Origin of the sequence: Candidatus Accumulibacter sp. ACC007 (genome assembly GCF_907163205.1) — a bacterium.
GTDB classification, from domain to species: Bacteria; Pseudomonadota; Gammaproteobacteria; order Burkholderiales; family Rhodocyclaceae; genus Accumulibacter; species Accumulibacter regalis.
Map to the genome: position 1 here is coordinate 18,385 of NZ_CAJQUD010000007.1, position 19,732 is coordinate 38,116.

Here is a 19,732-nt window from a genome sequence, read left to right on the forward strand (position 1 = left end):
AGTTCTGATTGACCCGACCGTTAGGGAGTAAACCTTATGCACGACATTATTCGCCAGCTTGCAGAAAAGCGTGCGGCGGCGCGCCTGGGTGGTGGCCAGAAACGCATCGACAGCCAGCACAGCAAGGGCAAGCTGTCCGCCCGCGAGCGCATCGAGCTGTTGCTCGACAGTGGCTCTTTCGAAGAATGGGACATGTTCAAGGAGCACCGATGTCACGACTTCGGCATGGCCGACCAGTCGGTTCCCGGCGACGGTGTAGTGATTGGCTGCGGGACGATCAACGGTCGTCTGATGTTCGTGTTTTCGCAGGACTTCACGGTCTTCGGTGGCTCGCTGTCCGAAGCGCACGCCGAAAAGATCTGCAAGGTGATGGACCACGCGATCAAGGTCGGAGCGCCGGTCATCGGTCTCAACGACTCGGGTGGGGCGCGCATTCAGGAAGGGGTCGCTTCGCTGGCCGGCTACGCCGACGTCTTTCAGCGTAACGTTCTCGCCTCCGGCGTCGTTCCGCAGATTTCCTTGATCATGGGGCCCTGTGCCGGCGGTGCCGTTTATAGCCCGTCGATGACCGACTTCATTTTCATGGTCAAGGACTCGTCGTACATGTTCGTCACCGGCCCCGAAGTGGTCAAGACGGTGACCCATGAGGACGTCACCGCTGAAGAACTGGGCGGCGCCGTCACCCATACCAGCAAGTCCGGCGTCGCCGATCTGGCTTTCGAAAACGACGTCGAAGCGTTGATGATGATGCGCCGCTTCATCAGTTTCCTGCCGTCGAACAACCGCGAGAAGCCGCCGCGCCTGCCCTCGCAGGACTCCGCCGAGCGCCTCGACTACTCGCTCGACACGCTGGTCCCGGACAACACCAACAAGCCGTACAACATCAAGGAACTGATCATCAAGGTCGCTGATGACGGTGACTTCTTCGAGTTGCAGCGTGAGTACGCCAAGAACATCGTCATCGGCTTCGCGCGCATGGACGGCTCGACGGTGGGTATCGTCGCCAACCAGCCACTGATCCTGGCCGGCTGCCTGGACATCAAGAGCTCGATCAAGGCAGCACGCTTCGTGCGCTATTGCGACGCTTTCAACATCCCGGTGGTGACCTTCGTCGACGTCCCCGGCTTCATGCCCGGCACCGCCCAGGAATACGGCGGCATCATCAAGCACGGCGCCAAGCTGCTCTACGCCTACGCCGAGTGCACGGTGCCGAAAATCACCGTGATCACCCGCAAGGCCTACGGCGGCGCCTACGACGTGATGGCTTCCAAGCACCTGCGCGGCGACGTCAACTTCGCCTGGCCGTCGGCCGAGATCGCGGTCATGGGCCCGAAGGGCGCGGTCGAGATCATTTTCCGCGAGGAGAAGAACGACCCCGCCAAGCTGGCCGCGCGCGAAGCCGAATACAAGGAAAAGTTCGCCAACCCCTTCGTCGCCGGAGCGCGCGGCTTCATCGACGACGTGATCATGCCGCACGAAACCCGCAAGCGCATTTGCCGCTCGCTGGCCATGCTGCGCGACAAGAAACTGGAAAACCCGTGGCGCAAGCACGGCAACATTCCGCTTTGATCCACGGGGAGAAATAGAGATGTTCAAGAAAATACTGATCGCCAACCGCGGCGAAATTGCCTGCCGGGTCATGAAGACCGCCAAGCAGATGGGTATCCAGACAGTCGCCGTGTATTCCGAAGCCGACAAGGACTCGATGCACGTGCTGATGGCCGACGAAGCAGTGTGTATCGGCCCGGCGCCTTCCAAGGAGTCGTACCTGGTCATCGACAAGATCATCGACGCCTGCAAGCAGACGGGCGCCGAGGCCGTGCATCCCGGCTATGGCTTCCTCTCCGAGAACGAGGAATTCTCACGCCGCCTCGAAGACAACGGCATCACCTTCATCGGCCCGAAGCACTACTCGGTGGCCGCGATGGGCGACAAGATCGCCTCGAAAAAGCTGGCGCTGGAAGCCAAGGTCAACACCATTCCCGGTCACAATGCGGCCATCGAGGACGCCGCCGAAGCCGTTGGCATCGCCCAGAAGATCGGTTACCCGGTAATGATCAAGGCCTCGGCTGGCGGTGGTGGCAAGGGCCTGCGCGTTGCCTACAACGACAAGGAGGCCTCGGAAGGCTTCGAGGCCTGCCGCAACGAAGCGCGCAACAGCTTCGGCGACGATCGCGTGTTCATCGAGAAGTTTGTCGACGGACCGCACCATATCGAAATCCAGATCATCGCCGACTCTTTCGGCAACACCGTCTACCTGCTCGAACGCGAGTGCTCGATTCAGCGGCGGCACCAGAAAGTCATTGAGGAAGCACCGTCGCCGTTCATCGACGACAGCATCCGCAAGGCCATGGGCGAGCAGGCCGTGGCACTGGCCAAAGCGGTGAACTATCAGAGCGCGGGTACCGTCGAGTTCGTCGTCGGCTCCGACAAGTCGTTCTACTTCCTGGAAATGAACACCCGCCTGCAGGTCGAGCATCCGGTCACCGAAATGATCACCGGTGTCGATCTTGTCGAGTTGATGATCCGCGTTGCCGCCGGCGAGAAGCTGCCTTTCGTGCAGGAAGACATCAAGCCCAACGGCTGGGCGGTCGAGTGCCGGATCAACGCCGAGGACCCCTTCCGCGGCTTCCTGCCATCGATCGGTCGCCTGGTCAAGTATCGGCCGCCGGAGAGCGTCGACGGACAGGTCCGTGTCGATACGGGTGTCTTCGAGGGCGGCGAGATATCGATGTACTACGACTCGATGATCGCCAAGCTGATCTGCCACGGGGCAAGCCGCGAGCAGGCCATCGGGCGCATGCGCGACGCGCTGAACGCCTTCGTGATTCGCGGCATTGGCTCGAACATCCCGTTCCAGGCGGCGCTGATGCAGAATCCGCGTTTTCTTTCGGGGATCTTCACCACCGCGTTCATCAGCGAAGAGTTTCCGAACGGCTTCGTCGCCGCCGACGTGGTGCACGACGATCCGGGCCTGCTCGCCGCCGTCGCCGCCTTCGGCCGTCGCCGCTACATCGACCGGGCAGTTCAGGTCAGCGGCCAGATGCCGGGGCACGAGCGCAAGGTTGGCAGTGGCTGGGTGGTGCAGATGGACGGCAAGGACTACCCGGTGGTGGTCACCTCCATTCCTGGCGGCTACTCGGTGACCTATGGCGCGGATCGCTACGACCTCGTTTCCGACTGGAAATTCGGCGAACTGGTTTTCCGCGGCACCTGTAACGGCACGCCACTGTGCCTGCAACTCGAACGTATCGGCCTGCTCTACCGCGTCGTCCACTTCGGCAAGCAGGTCAAGGCGACGGTGATGACCGCCAATGCCGCCCGCATGCTGGCGCTGATGCCCAAGAAAGTGCCGCCGGATCTCTCCAAGTTCCTGCTCTCACCAATGCCCGGCCTGCTGCGCGAAGTCTCGGTCAAGGCAGGCGAGCAGGTCGCTGCCGGCGAAAAACTCGCTGTCATCGAAGCGATGAAGATGGAGAACGTTCTCAAGGCCGAACGCGATTGCAAGGTCAAGAAGATCGTTGCCACCGCCGGCGAAAGCCTGTCGGTCGATCAGGTGATCATCGAGTTCGAATAGGCTCGTCGTAACACCCCCTGGCTCCCATGGAAGCCCGCCGTCAGGCGGGCTTCCTGCGTCTGGCGCACGTGCTCCTACGGCGCCGACCCCGGAGCGGCGCCCACCTCGCCTGTCCAACGGCTTGTACGGACCGCTGACGCCGTGAAATGCGTGGACAAAGGACGACGACGCGGGCTTGAGCCTGTCGAGAACTTTTACAGCCCACCCTCGTCCGTGCTGTGCTGGTCGTCCGCATCTGACTCCCTTGCAAAGCGTATTCAATCACTTCCCGACCAGCACGCGAACATGGCGCGATTTGTGCTACGTCCTGTTTGCTGCGCGGTCGTCTGCTCGCCTTTGCAGCCCCGCCCGACGATGTTCACATCGCACCGGCTGTTCGCCCCTTGTCAGAATGATTGGAAAAACAATGAGCGTCGCGCGCTTTTTCTTGACCGGATTGTGCGTGGCGTTCGCCAGCGCGCACGCAAGCTCCGTTTCGACCGGCATCACCGGCGGCGGCCAGCCCCTCGACAACACGCAGCCGTCACTGGCGGTCACCCAGGTAATGACCCTCAACGGCCTCTTCCCGCCCCGCGATCCGGGCGGCACTGCCTACGGTGACACGCTCGGATTCGTCTATAACTTTGCCGGCAACTACGCACCTGGCAACAGCGTGGCGACGCAGGGGCAGTCGCTGCTCATCGGTCAGAACAGTGCGCTGTTCAGCCTGCTTGGCACCACCTACGGTGGTAATGGCACGACCAACTTCGTGCTGCCGAATCTGGTCGGTCGAGCCGTTGTCGGAACGGGAACCGGCCCGGGGCTCGGCGCGCAGCCACTCGGTGTCCCCACCGGCTCGGCGACCGTGTCTCTCACCGCCGCGCAGCTACCGGCCCATGACCACACGCTATCGGGCGGTGGGGTCACCGGCGCGATCGGCGGCAACCAGCCGTTCGACAATCTGCAGCCGTCGCTGCCTCTGCACCGCCTGATCGCGTCCACCGGCGCCACACCCGTGCCAGGCGGCAGCGGCGTCGGTGCGGCCTTCGTCGGCCAGGTCGCCACCTTTGCCGGCACATTCACGCCCAGTGGCTGGCTCGAGGCCGACGGCAGCCTGCTTTCGATTGCCGGCAACAGCGCGCTGTTCTCGATCCTGGGGACTACCTACGGCGGCAACGGCAGCACCAACTTCGCATTGCCCGACCTGCGCGGGCGGGTTTCGGTCGGCGCCGACGCTAGTCATCCGCTGGGGACTGCATTCGGGGCCGAGTCGACGACCCTGAGCAGCGCGCAAATGCCGGCACACGATCACACCGTCGCCGGCGATCCGGACACCGGCAGCGCGGGCGCTGGCGCGGCGGTCAATAACGACCAGCCTTCGCTGGCCTTGAACTATCTCATCGCCCTCCAGGGTATCTTTCCAGGCAACGGCGGGAACAACGACTTCGATAGCTTCACCCCGGTGCTGAGTCAGATCGTCGAGTTCGCCGGCGACTTCGCGCCGCGCGGCTGGGCGTTGGCCAACGGCCAACTGCTGCCGATCAACCAGAACCAGGCGCTTTTCTCCCTGCTCGGCACCAACTACGGAGGCAACGGGACAACCAACTTCGCCCTTCCGGACCTGCGCGGACGAACCCTCGTCGGTTCCGGAACTGCTTACTCGGTCGGCCAGACCTTCGGCAGTGACTCGAACACGCTGACCGAGGCCAATCTGCCCGTCCATCAACATAGCCTTTCGCCCGCCACCAACGCCGTTCCGGAACCAGCCAGTCTCGCGCTTCTCAGCCTGAGCCTGGCCGGACTCGGCCTCGGCCGACGCAAGAAGCCGCAGCACGCCTGAGCACCTTTCACCACCTCCGCCCGGCACGCACCACCGGGGAGGCTGCGGCCTGTCCAGACGGGCGCTGCGCCGCTCGCCGAACTTGGGCTTGTGTTCAGCGCGCAATGATCCTGGGCCGCGCTGACCCAAGCTGTCGCAAGCGCGACGCGGCCACGGCGACGCGTCTCAGGCGCGCGTTCGATAGGGCTCCTCGAAGTCCAGGAAGTCGTGCTCGGCGAGCGCGCCCTCGCTCCAGGCAAGCACCCCCGGCAGCACCTGGACACGCTCGACGTAGGCCGCGATGGCGGCCGGAACGGGAACGGCGTAGCTCACCAGGCGCTTGACCACTGGCGCGAAAAAGGCATCAGCGATGGAGAACGCGCCGAACAACATCGGCCCGCCGTGTGCGGTCAGCAACTCGCTCCACATGTGTACCAGCCGATCGACGTCGGCACGCAGCGGCGGATGCTCGCGCAGGGCGCGCTGCCCCACCTCGGGCAGGCTGGCCTCGATATTCATCGGGAAGTGGCTGCGCAAGGCGCCGAAACCGGCGTGCATCTCGGCACAGACACTGCGGGCGCGGGCGCGTGCCTGCCGATCGGCGGGCCATAGCTGCCGATCGGGATACTTCTCGGCGACGTACTCGGCGATCGCCAGCGTGTCCCAGACGGCAAAACCGTCGTCCACCAGCACCGGCACGCGTCCGGCCGGACTGTGACGGGCGAGTTCGGTCTTGAAGCGGGAGTCGGGCGTGAAGGAATCGAAGCGAAGCATCACTTCTTCGAACGGAATCTCCGCCTGGCGCAGCAGCACCCACGGGCGCATCGACCAGGACGAGTAGTTCTTGTTGCCGATAAAGAGCTGCATGGACATGGGTAAGATCCTTTCAATGACGGGACAATCATGAACGGCAGACGACGCCGGGGGCGAAGCGCGCCTTTCTCAGTGATGAAATCCCGACGCCTCGGCGGCGCTCATTGGCGTCGGCAGCCGGTGTTTGCCGAAGTAATCGATGGCCCGCTGGATGTCCTCGACCAGCAGCGTCGCCAGATCGCGGCTGACGCCGTGGCGAACAAGGATGCGCTGGATCACCAGATCCTGACGATTGGCCGGCAGCGCGTACGCGGGCACCTGCCAGCCACGACTGCGCAGGCGATCGGCGAGGTCATAAAGACTGAAGCCCGGATCGACGCCTTCCTTCATCTTCCAGCACAGGGCCGGGATTCCTGCGCCGCGGTCGCCGCCGTAGATGACCTCGAACGGCCCAAGCCTGGCGATCCTGGCCGCCAGATAGGCCGCCGTTTCGTAGCAGGCGTTGTGAACCTTGCCGTAGCCCTCCCGGCCGAGACGGAGAAAATTATAGTACTGGCAAACGACCTGCCCGCCCGGCCGCGAGAAATTCAGGGCGATATCGCGCATGTTGCCACCCAGGTAGTTCACCCAGAAAACCATTTCCTCGGGCAGGTCCGTGGCTTCGCGCCAGATGATCCAGCCGACACCGAGCGGCGACAGACCGAACTTGTGACCCGAGGTGTTGATCGACCTGACGCGGGGAAGGCGGAAGTCCCAGACCAGATCCGGCGCGCAGAAGGGCGCGAGAAAACCACCGCTGGCTGCGTCCACGTGCATGGGGATGTCCAGACCCTGCTCCTTCTCCAGCTCATCGAGCGCGTCGGCAACCGCCTTCACCGGCTCGTACTGGCAGGTAAAGGTCACCCCCAGGGTGGGCACGACGCCGATGGTGTTCTCGTCACAGCGCGCGAGTACTTCGTCGGCAGTCATCAGCAGGCGGTCGCCGTCCAGGGGAATCTCGCGCAGCTCGATGTCCCAGTAGCGAGCGAACTTGTGCCAGCAGATCTGGACCGGACCGGTGATCAGATTCGGCTTGTCGATCGGCTTGCCGGCCGCTCTGCGTTTGGCCTCCCAGCGCCGCTTCATGGCCATTCCGCCAAGCATCGCCGCTTCGCTCGAACCGGTCGTCGAGCAGCCGACGGTGTTCGCCGCCGCCGGCGAGTTCCAGAGGTCGGCGAGCATGTGCACGCAGCGCGCCTCGATTTCGGCGGTCTGCGGATACTCGTCCTTGTCGACCATGTTCTTGTCCATGCACTCGTCCATCAGCTGATGGACTTCGGGCTCTGCCCAGGTCTGGCAGAAGGTCGCCAGATTCTGCCGCGCGTTGCCGTCGAGCATCAGCTCGTCATGGACCACCGAGTAGGCATGGCGGGGATCGTGTTCCACCGCCGGGAAGCGGTATTTCGGCATGCTGACCGACAGGTCGGCCGAGGCGTACACCTCGTCTTCGAGTTTCTCGCGAACGCTTTCTTTCTCGTGTAGGGGCATGCTTTCCTGCCTTTCGCGGTTGGTGAAACGGGTTGTCAAGAGACGAAAAAGCGGTCGTTCTCCGCGGCCATCGCTGGCCAGCGGCAGACAGGGCGTTGCCGCGACCGCCTGCCCGGATTCAGTGCGCCTGGTCCCAGTTCGCGCCGACGCCGACGTCGACCAGCAGCGGCACGCGCAGTTTCGCCCAGTCGGTCATCAACCGCGGCAGCTCGCCGCGCACGCGCGCCAGTTCGCCGTCGGGCACTTCGAGAACCAGCTCGTCATGCACCTGCATCAGCAGGCGCGTGTGCAGCCGCTCGGCGTCGAGCCAGCCCTGGACGACGATCATCGCCGACTTGATCAGATCCGCCGCCGATCCCTGCATGGGGGCGTTGATCGCCGCCCGCTCGGCACCCTGGCGCCGAGCGGCCTGACTGGAACGAATTTCCGGAAGCCACAGCCGGCGCCCGAAAACGGTGTCCACGTAGCCCTGCGTCCTGGCCATCTCGCGCGTTCTCGCCATGTAGCCGGCGACCCCCGGGTAACGCGCGAAATAGCGCTCGATGTACGCTTGCGCGGCGCTGCGTTCGAGGTCCAGCTGGCGCGCCAGTCCGAAGGCGCTCATGCCGTAGATCAGGCCGAAGTTGATGACCTTGGCGACGCGCCGCTGATCGGGGCCGACGTCGCTCGAGGCAACGCCGAAAATCTCGGCGGCGGTTGCCCGGTGCACGTCTTCCCCCTGCGCAAAGGCTTCCAGCAGGCGCGGGTCCTGCGAGAGATGAGCCATGATGCGCAGCTCGATTTGCGAATAGTCCGCCGAGACGATCGAACTGCCCGCCGGGGCAATGAACGCCGCGCGGATACGCCTTCCTTCGGGAGTGCGCACGGGAATGTTCTGCAGGTTGGGATCGCTCGACGCCAGCCGACCGGTGACCGCCACCGCCTGCGCGTAACTGGTATGCACGCGCCCGGTCTGGCCATTGACCATTTTCGGCAACTTGTCGGTATAGGTGCCCTTGAGCTTGGCCAGCTGTCGCGACTCGAGAAGGATCTTGGGCAGCGGATAGTCGAGCGCCAGCTCCGAGAGCACTTCTTCGTCGGTCGACGGCGTTCCCGACGGCGTTTTCTTCTTCACTGGCAGTCCCAGCGTACCGAAGAGGATTTCAGCCAGCTGCTTCGGCGAGTTCACATTGAACGGCTGCCCGGCCGCCGCGTGCGCCTGCGCTTCCAGCTCGAGCAGGCGCCTGCCGATCTCGCCACTCTGCGCGGCGAGCAATTGCGCATCGATCAGCACGCCAGTGCGCTCCATGCGGAACAGGATGTCGCGCACCGGCATTTCGATCGTCGCGTAGACGCGCGCCAGGCCGGCATCGGCGGTGATCTGCGGATGCAGCCGCGCGTGCAGGCGCAGGCACAGATCGGCGTCCTCGGCAGCGTATTCGGCGGCCTGCTCGATGGCCACCTGGGCAAAGCTGATCTGCCTGGCGCCCTTGCCGCACAGCTCCTCGTAGGGAATCGTCGCCAGCCCGAGATGGCGCGTCGCCAGGCGACCGAGGTCGTGGCCGCGGGCGCCGTCCTTGCCCGACTCGAGGACGTAGGATTGCAGCAGCGTATCGTGCGCGACGCCGGCCAGCGCGATGCCGTGGTTGGCCAGGACGTGCTGGTCGTACTTGAGATTCTGGCCGATCTTGGCGTGCGCAGCCGATTCCAGCCACGGCTTCAGGCGCGCCAGGGTCGCCTCGCAGGGCAACTGGTCCGGCCCGCCGGGATAGTGATGGGCAAGCGGCAGGTACGCCGCCTCGCCTTCGGCGACGGCCAGCGAGACGCCGACGATGCGTGCTGCGAAAGGGTCCAGGCTGGTCGTTTCGGTATCCAGGGCGGTCAACGGGCTGGCGCTGATCTTCTCCAGCCAGCGTTCGAAGGCCGCCTCGTCGAGGATCGTTTCGTAGCCTGCACGGTGCGCGTCGTCGGCCAGCAGGTCCGGCTGCGCCGGCGGGGTCAGCGCTGGTGGCGGCGCCCTGCCCGCCGCCGCGCCGCCATCCGGCCCCTCCTGCACCTCACGCAACCAGGAGCGCATTTCGTAGCGGGCAAACAGCTCGGCCAGACGTTCCCGGTCGACCGGGCGTGGCCCGAGGTCGGCCAGCGCCAACGGCAGTTCGAGGTCGCAGCGCACGGTGACCAGGCGCCGCGCCAGCGGCAGGAAGTCGAGCGCGCGGCGCAGGTTCTGGCCGACAACGCCACCGATATCGGCCGCGGCGGCAATGACGCCGTCGAGCGAGCCGTACTGGCCGAGCCACTTGACCGCCGTCTTGGCGCCGACCTTGTCGACGCCGGGAACGTTGTCGACGCTATCGCCGACCAGCGCCAGGTAATCGACGATGCGCTCGGCTGGAACGCCGAACTTGGCGAGCACGCCGGCTTCGTCGAGCACCTCGTTGCTCATCGTGTTGACCAGCTGCACATGCGGACCGACCAGTTGCGCCAGATCCTTGTCGCCGGTCGACACCACCACGGCGACGCCCTGCGCCGCTGCCTGGCGCGCCAGCGTGCCGATCACGTCGTCCGCTTCGACCCCGTCGACGCTCAGTAGCGGCCAACCGAGCGCGGCGATGGCGGTATGCAGGGGCTCGATCTGGCAGACCATGTCGTCGGGCATCGGCGGCCGGTTGGCCTTGTACTGCGGGTACCAGTCGTCGCGGAAGGTCCGCCCCTTGGCGTCGAAGACACAGGCCTTGTAAGCGACGTCCGTTGCCTGGTAGTCGCTTTCCAGTCGGCGCAGCATGTTCAGCACGCCGTGCAGCGCACCGGTCGGCTCGCTGCGCGTCGTGCGCAGGTCGGGCATGGCGTGGAAGGCACGGTAAAGGTAGGACGATCCGTCGACCAGGAGCAGGGTGGGCATCAGCGGCGAGAGAGCGAAACGAACGGGAAGCGAAGCGCAGCGAGTGAAAACCTGCTCGCCGCAGCGCGATGGCTGGGGCAAATCGCTGGCCGGCGATCAAGTGCTGGCAAATCCGCAAGCATTATCGCAGACTTCCGCGCGGCCACCGAGATCAGCGCCGATGACTTGCCAATCTTGTACTGAGCGCGACTTTGGCCGATGATGCTCACCGTTGGCTCAACCACTCGGAAACGTCCCCATGCGCCGCATCCAGACCGCCCTCTTCGTGCTCGTCGTACTGTGCACACCCCTCGTCCTGACGTTCGCCACCCTGCCCGCACTGGCGCAGGACAAAGCCAGCGCGCAGCCCTTGCCGGCAGTCCCGCCACCGCCACCCGAAATGGCGCCACTCGACGCCAGCTTCGAACCTGAGGTGACGATCAAGAAACGCGAAGGCGACACCATCGAGGAACACCGGATCAACGGCAAGCTGTTCAAGATCAAGGTGACCCCCGCACACGGCGTTCCCTACTATCTGATCGACCGCAACGGCGACGGCAACTTCACCCAGACGACGATGGGCTCTCCCGATGTCAGCGTCCCGCAATGGGTGATTGGCACCTTCTGACGCGCGGCTGGTGACCGGCGCCGGCTGGCCCGGCCCTGCCAGCAGCGTCTGCCACCACTTTTTACAGCTCGCGGGAACGCCATGTCGGTATTCACCCAGCTGACGACCGCGCAGGTGGCCGCCTGGCTCGACGCCTACGCCCTGGGAAGCCTTGAAACGCTGACCGGGATCGCCGAAGGCGTGCAGAACTCCAACTTCTTCCTGAGCACCAGCACTGGCGACTACGTGCTGACCATCTTCGAGGAAGTGGCGCCCGACCAGGCCCCGTTCTACATCCAGCTGATGGCCCATCTGACGGCACACGCCATCCCCTGCCCGGCGCCCGTCGCCAACCGCCGTAACGAGTATCTGACCTGGCTCGGCGGCAAGCCGGCCGTCATCGTCAGCCGGCTGGCCGGGCGCTCTGAACGCGCGCCGAACCTCGCGCAATGCGCGGCGGTGGGCGGCATGCTCGCCGCGCTGCACCTCGCCGCGCGCTCGTTCCCGGCGCCGCAACGGCATCACCGCGACACCGACTGGTGCGCACGCGTGGCAAAGGAAATCGCTCCCTGCCTGGCGGCAGACGACGCCCGCCTGCTCGGCGACGAGCTGCGCCATCAACAGGCCGCTCGCCCGGACGAGCTCCCGCACGGGCTGATCCACGCCGATCTTTTTCGCGACAACGTGCTCTTTTTGGGCGATCGCGTCAGCGGCGTGCTCGATTTCTATTTTGCCGGCGTCGACGCTCTGCTCTTCGATCTGGCGGTGACCGTGAACGACTGGTGCGTCACCGCCAAGGCAACGCTCGACGGCCAACGCTGCGCAGCGCTGCTCGGCGCCTACGACGCCCGGCGACCGCTGCTGCCCGCGGAACAGGCGGCATGGCCGACGCTGCTGCGCGCCGCAGCGCTGCGCTTCTGGATTTCGCGACTGTACGATCATCATCTGCCGCGCCCTGGCGACCTGATCGCCCGGCGTGACCCGGACGCCTACCGCGGCATCCTGCAGGCGCGTATTGCCAGCGGCGACAAGGCTCCCTGGCTTGCCTCGCCCGCCCAGGGCGACTAGCATTTGCATCCTTTTCTCGACCCCACGACAAGCATGCAGGCCTTCCCGATACCCGCGCCGCAGTTCAACGGCGCCAGCCGCCGCGTCGGCGCCGGCAGCGCGCTGAACTGGCTGCAGCAAGGCTGGGCCATGTTCATCGCCAGACCCGGAGCGTGGATTGCGATGATGGTCATCGTCATCGTCATTTATATTGGGCTGGCGACCGTCCCCCTGATCGGCCCACTCGCTGCCCACCTCCTGGCGCCGGTCCTCGCTGCCGGCATGCTCATCGCCTGCCAGAAGCTGGCGCATGAGCAAGAGCTGGCCATCAGCGACCTCTTCGCCGGCTTCCAGCAGCACACATCCGCGCTGCTGACGCTGGGCGTGCTGACCATGCTCGCCATGCTGGCGCTGGTGGTGCTGGTAATGCTGCTCGCCGGCAGCGGCATGGCCGGGGCAATGATCATGCACAGCCCACTTGCCGCCGGCATCGCCTTCGGCGGCGTCGCGCTCGCCGGCCTGCTTTGGCTCCTGCTCTCGATACCCATCGTGATGGCCATCTGGTTTGCCCCGGCGCTGGTCGTTTTCAACGCCATGCCGCCGGTCAATGCGCTCAAGGCCAGCTTTAACGCCTGCCTCAAGAACATCCTCGTGTTTCTGGTCTATGCTCCGCTGGTCATGGTCCTCTGCTTTTTCGCCACCCTCCCCGTTGGTCTCGGATTCCTGGTCCTTGGACCGGTCCTGGCCGGCTCCGTGTATGCTTCCTATCGTGACATTTTCCTCTCTGCCTGAACGGGCTGACTACAACATGCAAGCACTGACTCTCAACACCGCGCACGGCTGGCGCTGGCTGACCGAAGGCTTCCGGATTTTCCGGAAGAATCACCTGATGCTGACCTTCCTGGTGGTCAGCTACTGGATGCTGATGGCCATCGTGAATGTCATCCCGATTATCGGCACCATCGCCACCACGCTGTGCATCCCGGCCTTCTCGGTCAGTCTGATGAACGCCTGCCGGAATATCGACAAAGGCGGACCGCTGGGCCCGCAAACGCTGTTCTCGGGGTTTCAGAAGAACCCGCGGGCGCTGATCACCCTGGGCGCCATCTACCTGGCGGCGACGGTCGGCATTCTCGCCATCTCGTCACTAGCCGACGACGGCGCACTGATGCGCCTGATGCTCGCCGGCCACAAGCCCGACGAGGCGGTGCTGGCCAGTGGCCAACTGATGCTGGCACTGCAGGTGGCGCTGATTCTGCTCTGCCCGCTGATCATGGCCTACTGGTATGCGCCGATTCTTGCCAGCTGGCACGGGCTGTCGCCGGGCAAGGCACTGTTCTTCAGTTTCGTCGCCTGCGCCCGCAACTGGCGCGCCTTCCTGGTCTATTCACTGGCCATCGTCGTCGCGGCAACGGTACTCCCAGGGCTGCTGCTCGGCACGCTCGCCGCCCTCCTGCCGGACGGTGCGGCGCTGCTCACGGTCCTGCTGACCGTGGTGTTGATCCTGGTTCTCGCGCCAACGCTATTCGCCAGCTTCTACGTCAGCTACCGGGACGTCTTCGTCAGCAGTGACGCGGTAAGCGATGCCTGACAACCCGCGCGAGCGGCCACTGGGAATATTTGGCGGCACTTTCGACCCGGTCCATTTCGGCCACCTGCGGCTCGCCGAAGAAGCCGCCGACCAGCTCCAGCTGGCCGGCGTGCGCTGGATACCGGCCGGCCAGCCGCTGCTCCGCGAAGCCCCCGAAGTGACGGCCCGGCAGCGCCTGACGATGGTCCGCCTGGCCACCGCCGGGAACCCCAGCTTCGACGTCGACGCGGCCGAAGTCGACGCCGACGGGCCAAGCTACACGGTGCTCACCCTCGAGCGCCTGCGTCAGGCCAGTCAGTTTGGCCGCCAGCGACCCCTGCTCCTGCTGCTCGGCGCGGACGCCTTCGCCGCCCTGCCCAGCTGGTACCGCTGGCAGTCGCTGCTGGAACTGGCGCACATCGGGGTCGCCCATCGCCCAGGCTTTCCGATCGACGCCGCCAGCCTGCCGGCCGCACTGGCCGCCTGCTATCGTGAGCGATTCTGCGCCCAGCCGGCCGATCTGCGTGCAGCGGCCGCCGGCTGCATCGCCACTTTTGCAATGACCCCGCTGGCCATTTCGGCAACGCAGATTCGCCAGCTGCTGGCGCGCGGCAGCAGTCCCCGCTATTTGCTCCCCGACGACGTCATCGCTTACATTCGCAACCAGAACCTTTACCCGGAGTATTGACTCGCCAATGAAACCTGTGCAGCTGGAAAAACTCGTCGTCGACGCGCTCGAAGACATCAAGGGCCGCGACATCGAGGTCATCAACACCACGCAACTGACCTCGCTCTTCGACGCCATCGTCGTCGCCTGCGGCGACTCCAACCGCCAGGTCAAGGCGCTGGCCCGCAACGTCCAGGAAAAAGCCCGCGAGGCCGGTTTTCAGGTCCTCTCCTGCGAAGGCGAAGAAGCCGGCGAATGGGTACTTGTCGACCTCGGCGATATCGTCGTACACGTCATGCAGCCGGCCATTCGCAGCTACTACAAGCTCGAGGAACTGTGGGGTGGCAAAGGCCCGGAACGGGTGCGCCGGGCAACTTCGGGAACGAAAGAGGCGGCTGCAGGCAAGCAATGAAGCTGGCCATCCTCGCCGTCGGCCACAAGCCGCCCGCCTGGGTCGCTCAAGGCTGTGCCGAATACGTCAAGCGCATGCCGCGCGAACTGCCACTGGTGATCGTCGAGATCAAACCCGAAGCGCGCGGCTCGAAAACCCGCGAGCAACTGCTGGCCGCCGAAAAGACCCGCCTGCTGGCGGCGCTGAACGGCTACCAGCGACTGCTCGTCCTTGACGAGCGCGGTGCCGATCTGACCACCGTGCAGCTTGCCGAACGCCTGCAGGGCTGGATGCGCAGCGGCGGCGCGACGGCTTTGGTGATCGGCGGTGCCGACGGCATCGACGCCGAGCTCAAGGAACGGGCCGACGAAACCATCCGCCTGTCGAGTCTGACGCTACCGCACGCACTGGCTCGACTGCTCCTCTGCGAACAGCTCTATCGCGCCATCAGCGTCGTTCGCAATCACCCCTATCACCGGGAGGGCTGATGTCATTCTCTCTACACCACCGCCGCGTTCACCTGGCGTCACGCAGCCCACGCCGACGGGAGCTGCTGGCGCAGATCGGCGTCGGCTTCGACACCATCGCCTTCCGCGACGCACAGCGCGGCGACCCGGAACTCGACGAAACTCCGCTGCCTGGCGAGGAAGCAGCGGCCTACGTCGAACGCGTCGCGCGTAACAAGGCGAGCCTCGGCTGGCGCATCGTCAACTGGCGCGGACTGCTCCTGCAGCCGGTGCTGGCCGCCGACACGAGCATCGAAATGGACGGCGAACTGATCGGCAAGCCGCTTGACGTGGACGACGCGCAACGCATCCTGCGCCGCCTTTCCGGGCGCACCCACCGCGTGCTGACCGCCGTCGCGGTGAGCTTCGACGAGCGTACCGAACTGCTGTGCTCGATCAGCGAGGTGCGTTTTCGTAAACTCGACGACGACGAGATCGCACGCTACGTCGCCAGCGGCGAACCGATGGACAAGGCCGGCGCCTACGGCATCCAGGGGCGGGCGGCGATGTTCATCGAGCATATCGCCGGCAGCTACACGGGCGTGATGGGTCTGCCGCTGTGCGAAACGGCGCAGCTCCTGAAACGCTTCGGCTACCCGCTCTAGCCCCGCCAGAGCGCGGCGCCAAGGCACAGCGAAGAAAGGACACCGCACCAGTGCGCATCCTGCTCGTCGAAGACGACGCCCTGCTCGGCGACGGCATCCGTGCCGGTCTCAAGCTCGCCGACTACGCGGTCGACTGGGTTCACGACGGCGACGCCGCGCGGCTGGCCCTGCTCGACCACGACTATCAGGCCTGCGTTCTCGATCTCGGCCTGCCCAGGCGCGATGGCCTGGCCGTACTCAGGGAACTGCGGGGACGCGGCAGTCAGCTGCCGGTACTGATTCTCACCGCGCGCGACACCAGTGCCGACAAGATCGCCGGCCTGGACGGCGGCGCCGACGACTACCTCACCAAGCCCTTTGACCTTCCCGAACTGCAGGCACGGCTGCGCGCCCTGATTCGCCGTGCGCGCGGCGCGGCGACGCCGACCCTGGCACACGCCGGAGTGCTCCTCGATCCGGCCAGCAAGCGGGTCACCCGGGACGGTCAGCCGATCGCTCTATCGGCCCGCGAGTACGCGCTGCTGTTGGACCTGCTGCGCCACAGGAACCACATCCGCAGTCGCAGCCAGATCGAGGAAAGCCTCTACGCCTGGGGCGAGGAGACCGGCAGCAATACGGTCGAGGTCCATATCCACAATCTGCGCCGCAAACTCGGCGCCGACTTCATCCGCACGGTGCGCGGCATGGGCTACCAACTGAGCGACGAAGCCTGATGGCCAACGAGCGCCGGGAGACCTGCCTGCAGTCGCTGCGCTGGCGCCTGCTCGGCACCGTCGGCTTCGCCGCGCTGCTGGGCCTGGCCATCAGCGGCGTGCTCAGTTACGGACAGGCGCAGCACGAGGCCGAAGAAATGATGGACGGGCATCTGGCGCAATCGGCCAGACTCCTGCTGGCGCTGGTGAGCGACAACGAAGCCCATCTCGCCGAACTGGCGAAGCGCCTGGCGACGGTCAGCAACGAGCACGGCAGTGCCTACGAGCCGCCGCTGGAGTTCCAGATCGGCCGCGCCGACGGCTCGCTGCTGCTGCGCTCGGCGCACGCACCCGACGCACCGCTGTCCGGCACACCCGGCTATAGCGTCATCGAACACGACGGCCTTCCCTGGCGGATGCTGACCCTGGCGGCGAGCGCCGCAGAGTCCTCTGACTACCGCGTTCAGGTCGGGCAGTCGATCGCCCTGCGCGACCGTGCCGCGCTCGAGGTTGCCGGCCAGGCGGTGCTGCCGACCGCGCTGATTTCGCCGCTGCTGCTGCTCCTGCTCTACTTCTCGGTACGACGCGGGCTGAAGCCTCTCGACGAGCTCGCCGCCGACGTTGCCTCGCGCTCGCCGGAAAATCTCCGCCCACTGGCCACGGTCGATGCCCCAATGGAAGCCCAACCACTGCTGCTGGCTCTCAACCGACTCCTGGGCCGGCTGCACGACACGCTGGACAACGAAAGACGCTTTACCGCCGACGCCGCGCACGAGTTGCGGACGCCGCTGGCAGCGGTCAGGATTCAGGCGCAGGTCGCCCAGCTGAGCAGGGACGCCGACGACCGTCAGCACGCCTTGACGCAGATTCTGGCGAGCAGCGACCGCGCCACGCGGGTCCTCGAACAACTCCTTCGCCTGGCCCGGCTCGACCCCCTGGGCGGACTACCCAGCCCACAGGAAATCGACCTCGCCACGCTGGCGCGACAGCTGTTTGCAGAGTGCGGCGAGGGCGCCGGCGCGTCTCCCGCGCGCAGCGTTCGCCTGCAGGCCGACGACTCGCCGATGCTGGTCAGGGGCGACGCCGAGCTGCTGAAAATCGTCCTGCGCAATCTGCTCGATAACGCCTTGCGCTATACGCCGCCGGGCAGCACGATCACCGTCTTCGCCTGCCGCCATGCCGACGCCCTGTCGCTGGGGGTGGCCGACGACGGGCCCGGCGTTGCCGGCGAAGACCTGCCGCGACTGGTCGAACGCTTCTATCGCGGTGGCGATGCGCGCACCGAAGGGAGCGGTCTCGGTCTGGCCATCGTGCAGCGCATTGCCGAACTGCACGACGCGCACGTGCAGCTGGAGAACCTCGCTGCTGGCGGCTTCACCGCTTCCCTGCGCTGGCGGCTGGCAGAGGCGGGCTGAGGGCAGGCTTCGCGGGTCGTCGCTAGCGACCACGCTGGACACGGTCAGCCGAGTTGCGGCGCGAAGTACTGGCTCAGCAGCAGCGCCGCCAGGAGGACGACGATGACCGCCAGCAAGCGGTTCTGCTGCCGCTGCGTGCGCACCAGCTTGGCCAGCTGTGGCGCCACATCTGGCGCCTCGGGCCGCGCCAGTGCCTGATGCACCAGGCGCGGCAGCTGCGGCAGCATGCGCGCCCAGTTGGGCGCTTCCTGCTGCACGCCACGCTGGAAGGCGCGCCGCCCCACCTGTTCGTTCATCCAGCGCTCGAGGAAGGGCTTGGCGGTTTTCCAGAGGTCGAGATTGGGGTCGAGCTGACGACCGAGGCCTTCGATATTGAGCAGGGTTTTCTGCAGCATCACCAGCTGCGGTTGAATCTCGACGTTGAAGCGGCGCGAGGTCTGGAAGAGTCGCAGCAACACGCGGCCGAACGAGATTTCGTGCAGCGGGCGGTCGAAAATCGGTTCGCAGACGGCGCGCACGGCGGCCTCGAACTCGTCGGCGCGGGTATCGGGCGGCGCCCAGCCGGCTTCGATATGCGCCGTCGCGACGCGCTTGTAGTCGCGCTGGAAGAAGGCCAGGAAGTTCTGGGCCAGGTAGTTCTTGTCGGAATCGGTCAGCGTCCCGACGATGCCGAAGTCGAGTGCGATGTACCTGCCGTGGTGCGCCGGGTCGGTGGCGATGAAAATGTTGCCCGGATGCATGTCGGCGTGAAAGAAACCGTCGCGGAAAACCTGCGTGAAGAAAATCTCGACGCCCGCGCGCGACAACGCCGGCAGGTCGATGCCGGCGACGATCAGCGCCCCGGTCTGGCTGATCGGGATGCCGCGCATGCGCTCCATGACCATCACCGTCGTCGTGCACTGATCCCAGTACACCTCGGGGACCTGCAGCAGATGCGAGCCGTGGAAATTGCGCCGCAGCTGCGAGCAGTTGGCCGCTTCACGCATCAGGTCGAGTTCGTCGTAAAGGTACTTGGCGAATTCGGCGACGACTTCGCGCGGCTTCAGCCGCTTGCCGTCCGACCACACGCTTTCGAGCAATCCGGCCAGGGTATCGAGCAGGGCCAGATCGTTGGCGATGACGCTGCGCATTTCCGGCCGGAGGACCTTGACCGCCACCTCGTGGCCCCCGTCTTCGGGGCGCAGGCGCGCGAAGTGCACCTGCGCAATCGACGCACTGGCGACCGGTGTCGAGTCGAACTCGGCAAACACTTCGCTGGCCGGCCGGCCGTAGGCGGCCTCGATCTGCGCCAGCGCCAGCTCGGACGAGAAGGGCGGCACGCGATCCTGCAATTTGGCCAGTTCGTCGGCGATGTCCGGACGCAACAGGTCGCGACGAGTCGACAGGACCTGGCCGAACTTGACGAAAATCGGCCCCAGCGCTTCCAGCGCCAGGCGCAGGCGAACCGCCGACGGCGTATCGAAGCGTCGCCAGAAGTGCAGCGCGCGCGACAGCGCAGCCAGGCGACCACTGGGCTCGTGTTCGAGAATCATCTCGTCGAGGCCGAAGCGGCTGGCAATGCTGAGGATTTTGGCGAGGCGGAAAAGTCGCACGGCGGAGGGGCGCCCGGTGGTCGGCAAAGTAGCGAGTTTACACAGAAACGAGCTGCATCGCGCCGGCT

At 65.6% G+C, this 19,732-nt stretch carries 17 protein-coding genes; 13 read left to right on the plus strand and 4 right to left on the minus strand.

Annotation, left to right across the window (positions count from 1 at the left end; all coding sequences use genetic code 11):
- Positions 1 to 36 precede the first annotated feature (36 nt).
- The 3 genes from QZ634_RS15790 to QZ634_RS15800 all read left to right on the plus strand — a co-directional run bounded on the left by QZ634_RS15790 (position 37) and on the right by QZ634_RS15800 (position 5,396).
- Positions 37 to 1,569 carry an acyl-CoA carboxylase subunit beta gene (locus tag QZ634_RS15790; RefSeq protein WP_291990005.1) on the plus strand — a complete coding sequence of 511 codons (1,533 nt, stop codon included), beginning with the start codon at positions 37 to 39 and terminating at the stop codon, positions 1,567 to 1,569.
- A 19-nt stretch (positions 1,570 to 1,588) separates the two neighbouring features.
- On the plus strand, positions 1,589 to 3,577 hold the full coding sequence (accC, locus tag QZ634_RS15795) for an acetyl-CoA carboxylase biotin carboxylase subunit (protein WP_291990007.1): 1,989 nt from the start codon (positions 1,589 to 1,591) through the stop codon (positions 3,575 to 3,577).
- Between the two features lie 406 nt (positions 3,578 to 3,983).
- The gene (locus QZ634_RS15800; protein ID WP_291990009.1) at positions 3,984 to 5,396 is read left to right on the plus strand and encodes a tail fiber protein; all 1,413 of its coding nucleotides are present in this window, start codon (positions 3,984 to 3,986) and stop codon (positions 5,394 to 5,396) included.
- 165 nt (positions 5,397 to 5,561) lie between these two features.
- On the opposite strand, the gene QZ634_RS15805 is transcribed toward QZ634_RS15800, so the two are convergent.
- The 3 genes from QZ634_RS15805 to polA form a co-directional block, all read right to left on the minus strand.
- Positions 5,562 to 6,242, minus strand: coding sequence for a glutathione S-transferase family protein (locus QZ634_RS15805; RefSeq protein WP_291990142.1), 681 nt, complete (start codon positions 6,240 to 6,242; stop codon positions 5,562 to 5,564).
- 75 nt (positions 6,243 to 6,317) lie between these two features.
- Positions 6,318 to 7,715 carry a glutamate decarboxylase gene (locus tag QZ634_RS15810; protein WP_291990011.1) on the minus strand — a complete coding sequence of 466 codons (1,398 nt, stop codon included), beginning with the start codon at positions 7,713 to 7,715 and terminating at the stop codon, positions 6,318 to 6,320.
- Positions 7,716 to 7,833: 118 nt separating this feature from the next.
- Positions 7,834 to 10,593: a DNA polymerase I gene (polA, locus tag QZ634_RS15815; protein WP_291990012.1), complete on the minus strand. Its 2,760-nt coding sequence runs from the start codon at positions 10,591 to 10,593 to the stop codon at positions 7,834 to 7,836.
- Between the two features lie 238 nt (positions 10,594 to 10,831).
- Here polA and QZ634_RS15820 point away from each other — a divergent pair, with 238 nt between their 5' ends.
- The 10 genes from QZ634_RS15820 to QZ634_RS15865 all read left to right on the plus strand — a co-directional run bounded on the left by QZ634_RS15820 (position 10,832) and on the right by QZ634_RS15865 (position 18,072).
- Positions 10,832 to 11,200: a DUF2782 domain-containing protein gene (locus QZ634_RS15820; protein WP_291990014.1), complete on the plus strand. Its 369-nt coding sequence runs from the start codon at positions 10,832 to 10,834 to the stop codon at positions 11,198 to 11,200.
- 81 nt (positions 11,201 to 11,281) lie between these two features.
- Positions 11,282 to 12,247 (plus strand): homoserine kinase, encoded by a 966-nt coding sequence (locus QZ634_RS15825; protein WP_291990016.1) that lies wholly within the window; start codon positions 11,282 to 11,284, stop codon positions 12,245 to 12,247.
- A gap of 3 nt (positions 12,248 to 12,250) precedes the next feature.
- On the plus strand, positions 12,251 to 13,018 hold the full coding sequence (locus tag QZ634_RS15830; protein ID WP_291990018.1) for a BPSS1780 family membrane protein: 768 nt from the start codon (positions 12,251 to 12,253) through the stop codon (positions 13,016 to 13,018).
- Between the two features lie 16 nt (positions 13,019 to 13,034).
- Positions 13,035 to 13,817 (plus strand): BPSS1780 family membrane protein, encoded by a 783-nt coding sequence (locus QZ634_RS15835; protein ID WP_291990020.1) that lies wholly within the window; start codon positions 13,035 to 13,037, stop codon positions 13,815 to 13,817.
- Complete coding sequence (nadD, locus tag QZ634_RS15840; RefSeq protein ID WP_291990022.1) at positions 13,810 to 14,484, plus strand: nicotinate-nucleotide adenylyltransferase; 675 nt, start codon at positions 13,810 to 13,812, stop codon at positions 14,482 to 14,484. Before QZ634_RS15835 ends, nadD begins: the two co-directional genes overlap by 8 nt.
- 7 nt (positions 14,485 to 14,491) lie before the next feature.
- Positions 14,492 to 14,875 (plus strand): ribosome silencing factor, encoded by a 384-nt coding sequence (rsfS, locus tag QZ634_RS15845; protein ID WP_291990024.1) that lies wholly within the window; start codon positions 14,492 to 14,494, stop codon positions 14,873 to 14,875.
- Positions 14,872 to 15,342 (plus strand): 23S rRNA (pseudouridine(1915)-N(3))-methyltransferase RlmH, encoded by a 471-nt coding sequence (gene rlmH / locus QZ634_RS15850; protein WP_291990026.1) that lies wholly within the window; start codon positions 14,872 to 14,874, stop codon positions 15,340 to 15,342. The genes rsfS and rlmH overlap by 4 nt, the downstream gene beginning before the upstream one ends.
- Positions 15,342 to 15,965, plus strand: a complete 624-nt coding sequence (locus QZ634_RS15855) for a Maf family protein (RefSeq protein WP_291990028.1) — start codon at positions 15,342 to 15,344, stop codon at positions 15,963 to 15,965. Before rlmH ends, QZ634_RS15855 begins: the two co-directional genes overlap by 1 nt.
- A 50-nt stretch (positions 15,966 to 16,015) precedes the next feature.
- Positions 16,016 to 16,678 carry a response regulator gene (locus tag QZ634_RS15860; RefSeq protein WP_291990030.1) on the plus strand — a complete coding sequence of 221 codons (663 nt, stop codon included), beginning with the start codon at positions 16,016 to 16,018 and terminating at the stop codon, positions 16,676 to 16,678.
- Positions 16,678 to 18,072, plus strand: coding sequence for an ATP-binding protein (locus tag QZ634_RS15865; protein ID WP_291990032.1), 1,395 nt, complete (start codon positions 16,678 to 16,680; stop codon positions 18,070 to 18,072). Before QZ634_RS15860 ends, QZ634_RS15865 begins: the two co-directional genes overlap by 1 nt.
- A gap of 44 nt (positions 18,073 to 18,116) precedes the next feature.
- Here QZ634_RS15865 and ubiB read toward each other — a convergent pair whose 3' ends face one another.
- The gene (gene ubiB, locus QZ634_RS15870; protein WP_291990034.1) at positions 18,117 to 19,664 is read right to left on the minus strand and encodes a ubiquinone biosynthesis regulatory protein kinase UbiB; all 1,548 of its coding nucleotides are present in this window, start codon (positions 19,662 to 19,664) and stop codon (positions 18,117 to 18,119) included.
- Between the last annotated feature and the right edge of the window lie 68 nt (positions 19,665 to 19,732).